At 63.5% G+C, this 13,414-nt stretch carries 14 protein-coding genes; 11 read left to right on the top strand and 3 right to left on the bottom strand.

The window, feature by feature from the left end; all coding sequences use genetic code 11:
* Positions 1 to 77: 77 nt before the first annotated feature.
* Positions 78 to 968: an NAD-dependent epimerase/dehydratase family protein gene (locus tag NKK50_RS01195; RefSeq protein WP_023744557.1), complete on the bottom strand. Its 891-nt coding sequence runs from the start codon at positions 966 to 968 to the stop codon at positions 78 to 80.
* A 117-nt stretch (positions 969 to 1,085) separates the two neighbouring features.
* On the opposite strand from NKK50_RS01195, the gene NKK50_RS01190 reads away from it, so the two are divergent.
* Positions 1,086 to 2,024, top strand: coding sequence for an NAD(P)-dependent oxidoreductase (locus NKK50_RS01190; RefSeq protein ID WP_023756378.1), 939 nt, complete (start codon positions 1,086 to 1,088; stop codon positions 2,022 to 2,024).
* Between the two features lie 19 nt (positions 2,025 to 2,043).
* Here NKK50_RS01190 and NKK50_RS01185 read toward each other — a convergent pair whose 3' ends face one another.
* Together NKK50_RS01185 and NKK50_RS01180 are read right to left on the bottom strand one after the other, a co-directional pair.
* Entirely contained in the window at positions 2,044 to 2,826 is a 783-nt protein-coding gene (locus NKK50_RS01185; protein WP_023712091.1) for a FadR/GntR family transcriptional regulator, read from the bottom strand.
* Between the two features lie 179 nt (positions 2,827 to 3,005).
* A complete protein-coding gene (locus tag NKK50_RS01180) occupies positions 3,006 to 3,995 on the bottom strand; it encodes a sugar-binding protein (RefSeq protein ID WP_023673050.1) in 990 nt (329 codons plus the stop codon).
* Between the two features lie 464 nt (positions 3,996 to 4,459).
* Here NKK50_RS01180 and NKK50_RS01175 point away from each other — a divergent pair, with 464 nt between their 5' ends.
* The 10 genes from NKK50_RS01175 to NKK50_RS01130 all read left to right on the top strand — a co-directional run bounded on the left by NKK50_RS01175 (position 4,460) and on the right by NKK50_RS01130 (position 13,209).
* Positions 4,460 to 5,200, top strand: coding sequence for an ATP-binding cassette domain-containing protein (locus NKK50_RS01175; protein WP_023696206.1), 741 nt, complete (start codon positions 4,460 to 4,462; stop codon positions 5,198 to 5,200).
* Positions 5,201 to 5,241: 41 nt separating this feature from the next.
* The gene (locus tag NKK50_RS01170) at positions 5,242 to 6,240 is read left to right on the top strand and encodes an ABC transporter permease (protein WP_023673048.1); all 999 of its coding nucleotides are present in this window, start codon (positions 5,242 to 5,244) and stop codon (positions 6,238 to 6,240) included.
* A gap of 39 nt (positions 6,241 to 6,279) precedes the next feature.
* Complete coding sequence (locus NKK50_RS01165) at positions 6,280 to 7,050, top strand: SDR family oxidoreductase (RefSeq protein WP_352543031.1); 771 nt, start codon at positions 6,280 to 6,282, stop codon at positions 7,048 to 7,050.
* A 150-nt stretch (positions 7,051 to 7,200) separates the two neighbouring features.
* Complete coding sequence (locus NKK50_RS01160) at positions 7,201 to 8,028, top strand: AraC family transcriptional regulator (protein ID WP_023673046.1); 828 nt, start codon at positions 7,201 to 7,203, stop codon at positions 8,026 to 8,028.
* 113 nt (positions 8,029 to 8,141) lie between these two features.
* Positions 8,142 to 8,585 (top strand): SRPBCC family protein, encoded by a 444-nt coding sequence (locus NKK50_RS01155; RefSeq protein ID WP_352543030.1) that lies wholly within the window; start codon positions 8,142 to 8,144, stop codon positions 8,583 to 8,585.
* 16 nt (positions 8,586 to 8,601) lie between these two features.
* Positions 8,602 to 9,396: an FAD binding domain-containing protein gene (locus NKK50_RS01150; protein ID WP_023714813.1), complete on the top strand. Its 795-nt coding sequence runs from the start codon at positions 8,602 to 8,604 to the stop codon at positions 9,394 to 9,396.
* Between the two features lie 61 nt (positions 9,397 to 9,457).
* Positions 9,458 to 9,940, top strand: coding sequence for a (2Fe-2S)-binding protein (locus tag NKK50_RS01145; protein WP_023714814.1), 483 nt, complete (start codon positions 9,458 to 9,460; stop codon positions 9,938 to 9,940).
* 11 nt (positions 9,941 to 9,951) lie between these two features.
* Positions 9,952 to 11,319 carry a xanthine dehydrogenase family protein molybdopterin-binding subunit gene (locus NKK50_RS01140; protein ID WP_023833943.1) on the top strand — a complete coding sequence of 456 codons (1,368 nt, stop codon included), beginning with the start codon at positions 9,952 to 9,954 and terminating at the stop codon, positions 11,317 to 11,319.
* Position 11,320: 1 nt separating this feature from the next.
* Entirely contained in the window at positions 11,321 to 12,325 is a 1,005-nt protein-coding gene (locus NKK50_RS01135) for a xanthine dehydrogenase family protein molybdopterin-binding subunit (protein WP_023699673.1), read from the top strand.
* A gap of 2 nt (positions 12,326 to 12,327) precedes the next feature.
* On the top strand, positions 12,328 to 13,209 hold the full coding sequence (locus tag NKK50_RS01130; protein WP_023714817.1) for an AAA family ATPase: 882 nt from the start codon (positions 12,328 to 12,330) through the stop codon (positions 13,207 to 13,209).
* The last annotated feature ends 205 nt before the right edge of the window (positions 13,210 to 13,414 follow it).

Raw genomic sequence — 13,414 nt, 5'->3', positions numbered from 1 at the left:
GCCGGGCGCAGACGGCAAAGCCTGCGCCTGTGCACAGATCAGGTTACAACCTTGCCCCAAAGCCCAATTTGCCAGCCCTATTTGACGTATTTGCGCCAGCTGTGCTCGGGACGGAAGCCGAGCATGTCCCTGGCCTTGCGGTTCGAGAGCAGCGTTTCATATTCGCCGAGATCCGCTTTGACCGGCACGTCGGGGTAAAACCGCTTCAAAAGTTCGGCCGTCGGCAGGTCGGACGAGGTGTCGTCATTGGCGGCGTTGAACACCTGGAAGCCGAGCCCGTCCGTTTCAACGGCGCGCAGCGTGATCTGGCCGAGATCGCGCGCGTCGACATAGCTCCAGGCGATGCGCTTGCGAAAGCCCGGATCGGCAAACCACTTCGGAAACAGCGAATATTCGTGCGGCTCGATGACGTTGCCGATGCGCAAGGCATAGATATCGGTGCCGTTGCGCTGCGCAAAGGCGCGCGCCGTGTGCTCGTTGACGACCTTGGACAGAGCATAGCTGTCCATCGGATCGACGTCGTATTCTTCATCGAGGGGAAAATATTTGGGGTCGCGCGGTTCATTGGCGAACACCACGCCGTAGGTGGTCTCGCTGGACGCGATCACCACCTTGGGGATGCCAAGCTTCACCGCCGCCTCGATGACGTTGTAGGTGCCCATCGCATTGATGCGGAACACCTCATTGTCGGTCGTGATCATGATGCGCGGTATGGCGGCGAAATGCACCACGGCATCGACCGGCTGCGGCCGCAGCGACGGGTCGAATTCATGCAGGCCCATATAGCTCGACAGCGCGTTGAACACCTGGCCGCTGTCGGTGATGTCGGTGATCAGCGTGCGCACCTTGGGATTGTCGAGCGGCTTGGTGTCGATGTTGAGCACCTGGCAGCCCTGTTCGACCAGATATTGCACGACATGGCGACCGGCCTTGCCGCTGCCGCCGGTGAACATGATCCGCTTCGTCATTTTCGTCTCCAATGCCTAGGATTTCCGTGTATTGTCAGACAATATGGCATTCCGCAACCACCCTCGCCCGCCAGACGGCGGCGCCCAATATCAATCATCGCAACAGGACTTCAAGACATGACCACGACCGCCGCGAGCGAAAAGATCGGCTTTATCGGCCTTGGCCTGATGGGGCACGGCATTGCCAAGAACATCGTCGACAAGGGCTATGGCCTGACCTTCCTCGGCCGCAAGAACCGCAAGCCGGCGGAGGACCTGATTGGCCGGGGCGCCAAGGAGGCGGCGACTTCGCGCGACGTGGCGGCGGCGTCCGACATCGTCTTCATCTGCGTCACCGGCTCGCGCGAAGTGGAAGCCATCATCCGCGGCCCCGGCGGCCTCAAGGAGGGCTTGAAGAAGGGTTCGGTCGTCGTCGACTGCTCGACCGCCGATCCGGTCTCGACGGTGGCGCTGGCGGCGGAACTGAAGGAGATCGGCGTCGACTTCGTCGATGCACCGCTCAGCCGCACCCCGAAGGAAGCCTGGGAAGGCACGCTCGACGCCATGGTCGGCGCGCCCGACGCGCTGTTTGCCCGTGTGAAGCCGGTCATCGAAACCTGGGCCGGCCGCATCGTCCATATTGGCGATACCGGTGACGGCCACCGCATGAAGCTGCTCAACAACTTCATCTCGCTGGGCTATGCCGCGATCTATTCCGAGGCGCTGGCGCTGGCCGAAAAGGTCGGCATCTCGCCACCGCGTTTCGACAGCGTCATCCGCAACGGCCGCATGGATTGCGGGTTCTACCAGACCTTCATGCGCTGGACGCTGGAGGGCGACCGCGACGCACATAAATTCACCATCGCCAACGCCTTCAAGGACCTGACCTATCTGGAATCGATGGCGGGTGCGGCCGGCATCGCCAACCCGCTCGGCAACGCCACCAAGAACTCCTTCGCCGGTGCCTATGCCACTGGCCCGGCCGAGCAATTCGTGCCGATGCTGGCGACATATATCGGCAAGGTCAACGGCGTCGACCTGATGCCCAGCAAGGACGGCAAGAAGCAGACGATTTGAAGGCGGCGAAAAGCCTGTGTCAGCGCCTCGACCGGCCGATAACATCGTCGGTGTTGGCGAGCAGTTTGTGCACCGCATTGCGCGCGGCCGCAGGGCGCTGCAGGCGGATGTTCTTCTCGATCGCCTCATGCAGCGCCTGCGCCCGCCGCTGATCGCTGGTCTCGCGTGTGACGAAGACAAAGAGATGATCGAGCGCCGACTCGATCAGAACGCCAAGCGGCACCAGCAGATCGTTGCCCGAGGCGCGTAGTATGGCGAGGTGAAAACGCGTATCGGCGCGGATACGCTCCTGCAGGTTCAGAGCCTCGCCCATCTCACGACAGGCCTGGCTGATCTCGTCCATCTGCTCGTCGCTGCGCCGCGTGGCGGCAAAGGCCGACGCTTCCGGCTCGATGATGTGACGGAACTCCTGCACCGTGCGCAGGAAGGCCTCCCGGTCCGGCCCGGTCGCGTACCAGGCCAGCACATCGCGGTCGAGCAGGTTCCAGCGTTCCCTGGGCTCGACCCAGCTGCCGATCTTGGGCCGTGAAGCCAGCAGGCTTTTGGCCATCAGCATCTTGATGGCTTCGCGCACCGCCGAACGACTGACATCGAAGGTCTCGGCCCATTTGGCCTCGTTGGGCAGAATGGTGCCGGGCGGATAGTCGCCACGCACGATTCTGAGGCCGATCTCGCCGGCCAGCGAGACATGGACGCTCGCTCCCGGAAAATGCGCGGCACCGGCCCTGCGCATGACAGCCGGACCGCGGCTGGCTTGTGCCTTGGCCCGCTCGGCTCGCTTCTTTGATTTCTCGTCCGGCATTCACGTTCCAATGCGTCGGCCGTCTGCGTCCGGACTGGTCCGAACCTGCACGGCGCGCCGATCTCGTTGCCGAAAATCCAAACTACAAGCGCGTCAAAGCCGGAGCCTGCTGCCCCAACCGTTGCGTCCGTTCGGGAAGAGACGGGGCGCCCGTCAAAGGGCGCCCCGAAATCGAGAACCTACTTCTGGATGCAGGTGTCGACCGTGTCCTTGGTGCATTCGTCGAGGCCGGTGAACACCGGATCGGCGACGGCCTTGCCTTCGACCAGATCGATCATCACCGATGGTGCCTTGTAGCCCATTTCGAACGGCCGCTGACCGACCAGAGCGGTCACAAGGCCGTCACGGGCGATCGCCACTTCATCGCCGATCGTGTCGGCGGCGCCGATGACGAAGTCGTTGCTGGCGATGCGGTCCTTGAGCGGCCCGAACAAGTCACGATAGGGCTGCGGTGCGCCAAACAGCGGCCAGCCGCCCATGATGCCGAAGGCGTCGAGCTTGGGGTTGGCGGCGAGGATGTCGGTCATCGCCTGCACGCCCTTGGCGCCGTCGTCATTGGTGAACACCGGGCAACCGGCAACTTCGGTCCAGCCGCCTTCGCCGGCAAGTGCCGCCAGGCCTTCCTTGCCCGACAGCGCGTCACGCATGCCCTGCGCCCGGCGCAGGATGTTGTCGGCCGCGGGATTGCCTTCGATGGTACAGATCGTGCCGCCGTTCGGCTTGCCCTTCTTGATGTACTCGCCGATCTTGTGACCCATCAAATAATTGTCGGTGCCGAGATAGGTCTTGCGCAGCGCGGCATCTTCCTTGCTGAGATCGGCGTCGAGCGTCATGATCGGGATCGTCGGATTGGCGGTCTTGATCGTCTGCGCGATCAGCGGCGCGTTGGATGGCGAAATCGCCATTGCCACCGTGTCGGCCTTGCTCAGCATGTCCTGAACGATCTGCGCCTCGCCGGCCTCGTCGGAGGTCGATGCCGGGCCGGTGTAGAAGCATTCATATTCCGAGCTGGCATTTTCCTTGTTCCATTTCTCGCAGCCCTGGTGGATGGCTTCGAAGAATGGATTGTCGAGACCCTTCACCACGATGACGAGCTGTTTCTTGGCCAAAGCCGGCCCGGCGCCCAGCGCCATGGCGGCGACGGCGGCGAGCAAAAGTGTTTTCCTCATGTCAGTCCTCCCTTGAAACAGACGGACACGGCGTGCCCGCCACACAGATCGACCGGATGCTTAATGACCGAGGTTCGTTTCACGAGCACTCGTGTCGCCAAGACAGATCGATAAGCATTTCCAGATGCGGCATTGGCCGGCTCAACACATGGGTGGCGCCGCAACCTCGACCGATAAACCTCCGCCGATTCCGCCCGGCTAACCGCCAGCGGCATCGGCATAATCTCCTCCGACGCTTAGCTAATATCGGCTTGCGGCCAACGTCAATGCTATTTGTCCTACAAAACGGATTTTTGGATAACCAAGGCTTCAATTCGTCCGACAATTGATTGACGAGCGCCGGCTTTTGCGTAAAAGAACGCTGACGCTGTTTCCGGGAGGAGATGGGGAGAGCGGGGCCAAAGCAGCGCCGGCATTCACGCCGGGAACAGCAGCGGGTCGCAAACACGGGGAGGCAAAGACTGGTGGCGGTTCTCGAACTCACCAACATCTCGAGGCATTTCGGCGCCATCCAGGCGGTCAACGACGTATCGCTGTCGATCGAGCCCGGACAGGTGGTCGGCCTCATGGGCGACAACGGCGCCGGCAAGTCGACGCTGGTCAAGATGATCGCCGGCAATTTCCGCCCCAGCCATGGCGTCATGCGCATGGACGGCAAGGAGTTGATCCTGCACAAGCCGGCCGAAGCTCGCCAGCACGGCATCGAGATCGTCCACCAGGACCTGGCGCTGTGCAACAATCTGACCGCTGCCGCCAATGTCTATCTCGGCCGTGAATTGCGCCGCGGCGTCGGCCCTTTACGCATCCTCGACTATGCCGCCATGTACAAGCGCGCCGGCCAGCTCTTCGCCGAGTTGAAGTCCGAGACCCGTCCGCGCGACCTCGTCAAGCAGATGTCGGGCGGCCAGCGCCAGGCAGTAGCGATTGCCCGCACCATGCTGTCGCAGGCCAAGATCGTGTTGATGGACGAACCGACGGCCGCGATCTCGGTGCGCCAGGTCGCCGAAGTGCTGAACCTGATCCGCCATTTGCGCGACCAGGGCATCGCAGTGGTGCTGATCAGCCACCGCATGCCTGACGTGTTCACCGTCGCCGACCGCGTCATCGTCATGCGGCGCGGCCGCAAGGTCGCCGACAAGACGATTGCGTCAAGTTCGCCCGAGGAAGTCACCGGGCTGATCACCGGCGCCATCGAACAGGTTTGATCTCAGCGAATTTCACCACGCACAGCACATGAAGGTCGACGATGGCACTGACAATTGACCAGCCGATCGAACAAAAGCAGCAATCCTTGCCGGCAAGACTGTTTGCCAGCCAGACCTTCTGGGTGGTGATCGCGGTCATCCTGGCCTGCCTGTTCCTGTCTTTTGCCACCGACGCCTTCGCCACGTCGAAGAACCTTTATAACATCACTCGCAACATCACCTTCGTCGCCATCATCGCGCTCGGCATGACCTTCGTCATCATCACAGGTGGCATCGACCTGTCGGTCGGTTCGGTGCTCTGCCTGTCGTCGATGGTGCTGGCCGTCACCATGCATGCCGGCTACTCCATAGAAGTCGGCATCCTCGCCTCGATCGCCACCGCGCTCGCCATAGGCGCCTTCAACGGCATCATGATCGCCTATCTCGGCTTTCCACCCTTCGTGGTGACGCTCGGCATGCTGTCGATTGCCCGCAGCCTGGCCATGGTCGCCTCCAACAACACCGTCGTCTTCCAGTTCGGCCCGGATCACGACAAGCTTCTGGCGCTGGGCGGCGGCGCGTGGGTGTTCGGCATCGCCAATCCGGTCCTCTACATGATCCTTCTGGCGCTGATCACCGGATTCACGCTGCGCTGGACCAAGTTTGGCCGCCACATCTTCGCCATTGGCGGCAATGAGCACGCGGCGACGCTGACCGGCGTTCCCGTCAAGCAGATCAAGGTCGCCGTCTATATGATCTCGGCGCTGGCGGCGGGAATTGCCGGCATCATCCAGACCGGATGGCTGGGTGCCGTCACCACCAATCTCGGAACCGGCATGGAACTGCAGGTCATCGCCGCCACCGTGATCGGCGGCGCCAATCTCGCCGGCGGCGTCGGCACCGCTTTCGGCGCCATTGTCGGTGCCGCGCTCATCGAAGTGATCCGCAACAGCCTTGGTCTGCTCGGCATCAATGCTTTCTGGCAAGGCGTGTTCATCGGCGGCGCCATCCTGCTCGCGGTGCTGTTCGACCGGATCCGCAACTTCAGGCGCAATGACTGAATGTTTTTGGACTGAATCTTCCGGCTGGAAACCGTTGCTTTGACATCGAAATCCCTGTTCGACCTCAACGGGCGGTTGGCGCTGATCACCGGCTCCGGCCAAGGCATCGGCCTGGCGCTGGCGCGCGGCCTTGCCGAGCATGGCGCAAGTGTCGTGCTCAACGGCCGCGATGCCGGCAAGGTTGCCGGGGCCGTCGCCGGCTTGCGCGACGCCGGCTTCAAAGCGCACCCCTCGACCTTCGACGTGACTGATTTTCGCGCGGTCGATGCCGATGTCGCCCGCATCGAGGCCGAGATCGGCGCCATCGACATCCTGATCAACAATGCCGGCGTGCAGTTTCGCGCCCCGCTCGAGGACTTTCCCGAGGAGCAGTGGGAGCGGCTGTTCAAGACCAATGTCTCCGGCGCCTTCCATGCCGGCAAGGCGGTCGCCCGCAACATGATCGCGCGCGGCAAGGGCAAGATCATCAACATCGGCTCGGTGCAGAGCGAACTCGCCCGGCCCAACATCGCGCCCTATACGGCCACCAAGGGCGCAATCCGCAATTTGACACGCGGCATGTGCACCGACTGGGCGAAATACGGCTTGCAGGTCAATGCCATCGCCCCCGGCTATTTCCGCACCGAGATGAACCAGGCGCTGGTCGACAACCAGGAATTCTCCGCCTGGCTGGAAAAGCGCACGCCGGCCGGCCGCTGGGGGTATGTCCACGAACTGATCGGCGCCGCCGTGTTCCTCGCCTCCGACGCCTCATCCTTCGTCAACGGCCATACGCTTTATGTCGACGGCGGCATGACGGCTTCGGTTTGACGGGAAACCCTATCGCTCAGTCTGAAAATCCACCACTACGGCCGGCAGCACACAGCGGCTTTCGCCCCGCGCCTTGACGCGAGCCCGAACTCAGCCGCACAATCCCGTCGCAGGCGAAGGGAGGCCAGTCGTCTGCGGGAGGTATAACCCATGACGGACGCGATCAGGCTCTATTGGGGCCGGTTCGGACATGTTTCTGTCCTGAATGTCGCCAGCGACTTCGTCACCCATGCGCATGTCGAGGCCCACATCATCATCTGGCTGGAGGGCACGGCCGGCGAGATGACCGTCGGCCGCGAGACGGTGCCGCTGGGTCCCGGCACCGCCGCCGGCATCAATTCCTACCAGCCGCACAGCCACATTCTGTCGCAGAACGGCAGGCCCGGCCTGTTCCTCGCTTTCTACATCGATCCGGATTGGGCGCGCCGGCGCCGCGACCTGCCTTCGTCGGCGCCGTTGTTTGCACAGGCTGCGATCACGCTCGAACCCTGGCTGCACCAGGCCGCCGCCAACCTGCTCGACCATTTGAGCGATAATGAAAGCATCGACGACGTCGCCAATTACGAGATCGAGCGCTTCATCGATAGCCTGCTCGACGCCGCCGACGCCTCGGCGCCGCAGGAGGCGCGGATCCGGGTCAACACAATGCAGGATTTCCGCGTCCGCAAGGCAATCCAGCTGATGAAGGCCAATGTCTGCGAACGCATCTCGTTCGACGACGTCGCCCGCAGCGTCGGCCTGTCGCGGCCGCACTTCTTTGCTTTATTCAAGGAACAGACCAATCTGACGCCCAATGTCTACTGGAACACGCTGCGCATGGAGGAAGCCGTGCGGCAGCTGCAGTGGTCGCAGGAGCCGCTGATCTCGGTCGCCTGCAATCTCGGCTTCACCACCCAGGGCAATTTCTCGCGCTTCTTCCGCGACCATGTCGGCGTGCCGCCGACGCTTTACCGCGAGGCGGCGCGGGCCATGGCCTGAGCCAAGCCGCTCGTTTTTCAGACTCCTTGATAGGGCCGCAAGACCCATTGATAAGCGCAGCGCCGGCCGCCGCCCTACCCTGCAGCGTATCGAATTCGTAGGGGAATGATCATATGGCTGAAGTCACCGTCTCCAGCGTCATCGACGCGCCGGTCGAAAAGGTCTGGGCGCGCATACGCGACTTCAACGGCCTGCCGGGCTGGCATCCGCGCATGGTCAAGAGCCATATCGAAGACGGCAAGAGCGCCGAAACCATCGGCTGCGTGCGTAGTTTCGAGCTCGCCAGCGGCGCGCGTATCCGCGAAAAACTGCTCGACTTCTCGGATGCGGATTTCCGCGTCAGCTATTCGATCCTCGAAACGCCGCAGCCGTTGACCAATCACAAGGCGACGCTGCAATTGCGCCGCGTGACCGACGGCGACCGCACCTATGCCGAATGGACAGCAACTTTCGACGCGGCGCCCGAAGAGGCCGACAAGATCGCCGCCGGCATGGCCGCCAATGTCTTCCAGGGTGGCTTCAATGCGTTGAAGAGCCATTTTTCTGGCCAGAGCTGAACCAGGGGAGACTGCCATGGCGCTTGCCCTCCAGACCTTTTCGGCCGTCAGGGATGCCAACGCGGCGCTGAAGGCGCCCGGCACCCGCTATCTCGGCGGCGGCACACTGGTCGTGCGCGCCGCCAATGAAGGCGATATCTCCGTCTCCGGCCTTGTCCGCTCGACCGATCCGACCCTTTCCGGGATTACCGTTGCCGGCGGCAAGGTCCGCATAGGCGCTTCGGTGACGATGGCGGCTATCGCCCGCCATCCGGAGCTTGCGGCGCTGTCCAAGGCCGCGCGCGCCGTCGGCGGCCCGGCGATCCGCAATATGGCGACTGTCGGCGGCAATCTGTTCGCACCCGCGCCCTACGGTGATTTCGCTGTCGCCCTGCTGGCGTTGGATGCGACGGTCGGCACCGATGATGGGGAATTGCCTATCGAGGATTTTCTGGCCAGGCGGGACGACAGCCGCGCCATCGTCACATCAGTCGCCTTCGCGTTGCCGAAGGCCGAGAATTTCCGCTTCCTGAAAGTGTCGCGGGTCAAGCCGAAGGGCGTCTCGGTACTCAGCATCGCCGCCGTTCTCGAACAGGCCGGCGACGGCACTGTCTCCTCGGCGCGGATCGCGCTCGGCTGCATGGCAGACCGGCCGATGCGCGCCCGCGCTGCGGAAAAGGCACTGATCGGCAGCAGGCTCGAGCAGGACGGCGTCGCAGCGGCGCTGGCTGCAGCCGGTGAAGGCACTTCGCCAATCACCGACCCGATCGCCAGCGCCTGGTATCGCGCCGAGGTTCTGCCGGTCCATCTCGGCCGGCTGCTGCTTACTTAACCACCGCTTGGGGGGCGCGCGTCTGTCCGATCAACCGGGCAGGCGCGCTGGGAGGAAAAACATGGCAAAGGTTCCGGTTCAGTTCACGCTCAACGGCTCGGAGAAGGCCGAATTTGTCGACAGCGGCACGACACTGCTGCACGCGCTGCGCGACAAGATCGGCGACACCTCGCCCAAGGGCGGCTGCCACCAGGGCACCTGCGGCGCCTGTTCGGTCATCATCGACGGCGAACTCCGGCTCTCTTGCCTGACCCTGGCCGAGACCTGCAGCGGCGCCGACATCCGCACCACATCGGGCCTCGCTGAGGCCGGCGTGCTGCACCCGCTGCAGCGTGCCTTCCTCGATGCCTTCGCCACGCAATGCGGTTTCTGCACGCCGGGCATGATCATGGCCGCCAAGGTGCTGCTCGACCACACGCCCAATCCGAGCCGCGAGGACGTGATCGAGGCGCTGTCCGGCAATATCTGCCGCTGCACCGGCTACGAGCCGATCATCGAGGCGGTGCTGACGGCGGCCCGAGCCAATTCGCAGAACGCGGCCTAAGGACAAAAAGAATGGAACTGCGCAAAAACTATTTCGCCGATCAGCGCAAGGACGGCCTGCACGAGATCGGCCATGGGCGGCCGCGGCTGGATTCGCCGGGACATGTGACGGGCAAGACCGTCTATTTCGCCGACCGCAACGTCCCGAATATGCTTCACCTGAAAATGGTGCGCAGTCCGCACCACCATGCCCGCATCCGTTCGATCGACACTTCCGAAGCGGAGAAGCATCCCGGCGTGGTGAAAATCCTCACCGCCAAGGATGTGCCGCACAATGTCTACACCATCCTGATCCTGATCCAGGTCGGACCGGAAGACGAGACGGTGCTGGCCGACGGCAAGGTACGCTGGAAGGGCGAGGCGGTGGTGGCGGTGCTGGCCGAGACCGAGCGCGCGGCTCAGGAAGCGGCAGCCAAGGTCAAGGTCGACTACGAGGTGCTGCCGGCCGTCTTCGACATGGAAGAAGCGCTGAAGCCTGGCGCGCCTTTGGTCAACGAATATCACGGCCAGAACTATTATCTCTATGACAGCGGCGAATGCCGCAAGGTGCGCTTCGGCGATGTCGAGGCGAGCTTCGCCGGCGCCGACCACATCCTCGAACAGAGTTATCAATCCTCGCCCATCGAGCATGCGCCGACCGAGACCACCGGTTGCGTCGTGGTGCCCGAAGGCAATGACCGCTTCACCTGCTACACCAACACCCAGGCGATGTTCTTCACCCTCGACAACGCCTCGATCATCCTGCAGATGCCCGGCTCAAAACTGCATTTCGTCGGCGGCACCGTCGGCGGCGGCTTTGGCGGCAAGGTCGACGTCATCGTCGAGCCGATCGCCATTCTTGGCGCCAAGCTCACAGGACGTCCCGTCTCCTTCATCTACAGCCGCGAGGAGGAGATGCAGATCTCGTCACCCCGAGCGGCCGAAAAGATAATCATCAAGGATGGCGTGATGAACGATGGCCGCATCGTGGCTCGCAAGGTGACCGGCTACACCGATGCCGGCGCCTATTCGCGCCACTCGCCTTATGGCGCGCAGAAGGGAGCGGCGCACTATCCCGGCCCCTACACCATTCCCAATGTCTGGATCGACACCTACTGCGTCTACACCAACCGCACCCCCTCCTCCGCGATGCGCGGCTTCGGCGTCACCATCGGCGACTTCGCGCTTGAGGTGCAGATGGACAAGCTGGCGCGGCTGATCGGCATGGACCCGCTCGAATTCCGCTTCATCAACGCCTATCGCGATGGCGACATGAAGGCGCATCGCCAGCCGACCGAAGGAGCGGCGCTGATCGAGTGCATGCAGGAGGCGTCGCGCGCCGCCAACTGGCCGGTGGCGGAGAAGTATATGGCGATGTCCTCCTACACGAAGGGAGCTTGAGATGGCGATAAGGCGCGGACGCGGCGTCGCCGCGATCAACTACCCGACGGGCATGAACCTTGGCGGCGACCCGACGCAGGCGCTGGTGCATTCGACGCCGACCGGCAATTTTATGGTCACACTTTCGTCGGTCGATCTCGGCCAGGGCCTGAAGCAGATCATGGCGCAGATCTGCGCCGAGACCATCGGCGTGCCGACCGACCGGGTCACCATCGACACCGCCGACACCGACACCGGCCCGCACTGCATGGGTACCTTCGCCTCGCGCGGCACCCACCGCGCCGGCAATGCCGTCATCCAGGCGGCCAAGGAAGCGCGCCAGGTGATGTTGGAAGTGGCGGCGGAAGAGCTGGAGGTCAACGCTTCCGACCTTGAGACTGACGGCCAGGGCAATATTCTGGTCAAGGGCGCGCCGCAAAAGTCGATCTCGATCTTCGATGTCGCCTTGTCGGCGCATTTCAAGCGCGGGCGCTCGATATCCGGGCGCGGCATGTTCCTGATCCCGCGCTCCTATCCGGAGAAAGAGACCGGCGCGATGAAGCCGTCGACCTGCTACGCCCATGCCTGCACGGTGGCCGAGGTCGAGGTGGATGACGAGACGGGCGAGGTTACGGTGCTGACCGTCAAGAACGTCTTCGAGATCGGCCGCGCGCTGAACCCGAAAATGGTCGAGCAGCAACTGGTCGGCGGTTCCTGGATGGGCATCAGCCACGCGCTCTACGAAACGACCGAGCCCTATTATCCCAACCGCGACCATGGCGGCACCGACTTCAACCAGTATCTGATGCCGGGACCGGGCGATCTCGCCCAAACCGAGATCATCGTGCTGGAGCGGCCTTCGGCCGACGGGCCTTATGGCGCCAAAGGGCCAGGCGAAATGTGCGCGAACCCGCAGATCCCCGCGGTTGCCAATGCCGTCTTCGACGCCGTCGGCGTGCGCATCGACACGCTGCCGATCACGCCGGAACGCATCTTGCGCGCGCTGAAAGCGCAAGCGGCGAACTGAGGATGCCAGAGGTGAACGCCGAGACTGTCGCGACCTCACCGGAGGCGGTGGCACGCCACCTCGCTGGATCGCGCTATCTCGCCGACGACAGCCTGGCGACTGCGATCTTCCTGGCCATACGGCTGGGCAAGCCGTTGCTGCTCGAAGGCGCGCCCGGCGTCGGCAAGACCGAAGCGGCCAAGGCGATCGCGCAGCTGCTGGGCCGCGATCTGGTGCGGCTGCAATGCTATGAGGGAATCGACGCAGCACACGCGCTCTATGAATGGAACTACCAGCGCCAGTTGCTCGCCATCCGCCATGCCGGCGAGCACGAGATCGACATCTATGACGACCGCTTTCTGATCGCGCGGCCATTGCTGCAGGTGCTGCGGGCGCCGGAGCAGCGCGTGCTGCTGGTAGACGAGATCGACCGCTCCGACCACGAATTCGAAGCGCTACTGCTGGAATTCCTCTCCGACTTCCAGATCAGCATTCCCGAACGCGGCACCATCCGCGCCGAAGCGCAGCCGATCGTCATCCTGACGTCGAACCGCACCCGCGAACTCGCCGAAGCGCTCCGGCGCCGCTGCGTCTATCACTGGATCGGCTATCCCGACGCCGAGCGCGAAGCCGCCATCATCATGCTGCGCGCCGGCGATGTCGCCGAGACCACCGCCCGCGCCGTGGCGGCCGCTGTGCAGGAGATCCGCGTCCGCCCGCTGGCCAAGCCGCCCGGCATCTCCGAGGCCGTAGAATGGGCCAACGCCGCCACCATACTGGAGAAAGGCGGCAGCCCATGGCCGCAAGCCTTCCGCCGAGCCATCGGTGTGCTTATCAAGGACGAGGAGGATTTGTCCGCGATCGCGCCGGAGCTTGGCCAGATTGTCGAGGAGGCGCTGGGGTGACGTGTGAGGTCAACAGCTCGTTCACAGCGAGGTGGCCTCACCTGGGCACTCTGCAACGCTGGCGGGACAGCGCCCCCCTCTGTCCTGCCGGACATCTCCCCCACAAGGGGGGAGATCAGCCGTCATCCTGGCTTTCGCCAATCTCCAGCGGCGCAGAAAGAACCGAAGCGCCAAAGCTGCTGATCTCCCGCCTTGTGGGGGAGAT

This window comes from Mesorhizobium sp. M0001 (genome assembly GCF_040324255.1).
GTDB lineage: Bacteria > Pseudomonadota > Alphaproteobacteria > Rhizobiales > Rhizobiaceae > Mesorhizobium.
This window is presented reverse-complemented; position numbering and strand designations above follow the sequence as displayed.

Excerpts from the sequence above, each read along its gene's own strand:
- NKK50_RS01195 (WP_023744557.1), bottom strand. The coding sequence starts at position 968 with ATGACGAAGCGGATCATGTTCACCGGCGGCAGCGGCAAGGCCGGTCGC.
- NKK50_RS01190 (WP_023756378.1), top strand. The coding sequence starts at position 1,086 with ATGACCACGACCGCCGCGAGCGAAAAGATCGGCTTTATCGGCCTTGGC.
- NKK50_RS01185 (WP_023712091.1), bottom strand. The coding sequence starts at position 2,826 with ATGCCGGACGAGAAATCAAAGAAGCGAGCCGAGCGGGCCAAGGCACAA.
- NKK50_RS01180 (WP_023673050.1), bottom strand. The coding sequence starts at position 3,995 with ATGAGGAAAACACTTTTGCTCGCCGCCGTCGCCGCCATGGCGCTGGGC.
- NKK50_RS01170 (WP_023673048.1), top strand. The coding sequence starts at position 5,242 with ATGGCACTGACAATTGACCAGCCGATCGAACAAAAGCAGCAATCCTTG.
- NKK50_RS01160 (WP_023673046.1), top strand. The coding sequence starts at position 7,201 with ATGACGGACGCGATCAGGCTCTATTGGGGCCGGTTCGGACATGTTTCT.
- NKK50_RS01155 (WP_352543030.1), top strand. The coding sequence starts at position 8,142 with ATGGCTGAAGTCACCGTCTCCAGCGTCATCGACGCGCCGGTCGAAAAG.
- NKK50_RS01150 (WP_023714813.1), top strand. The coding sequence starts at position 8,602 with ATGGCGCTTGCCCTCCAGACCTTTTCGGCCGTCAGGGATGCCAACGCG.
- NKK50_RS01145 (WP_023714814.1), top strand. The coding sequence starts at position 9,458 with ATGGCAAAGGTTCCGGTTCAGTTCACGCTCAACGGCTCGGAGAAGGCC.
- NKK50_RS01140 (WP_023833943.1), top strand. The coding sequence starts at position 9,952 with ATGGAACTGCGCAAAAACTATTTCGCCGATCAGCGCAAGGACGGCCTG.
- NKK50_RS01135 (WP_023699673.1), top strand. The coding sequence starts at position 11,321 with ATGGCGATAAGGCGCGGACGCGGCGTCGCCGCGATCAACTACCCGACG.
- NKK50_RS01130 (WP_023714817.1), top strand. The coding sequence starts at position 12,328 with ATGCCAGAGGTGAACGCCGAGACTGTCGCGACCTCACCGGAGGCGGTG.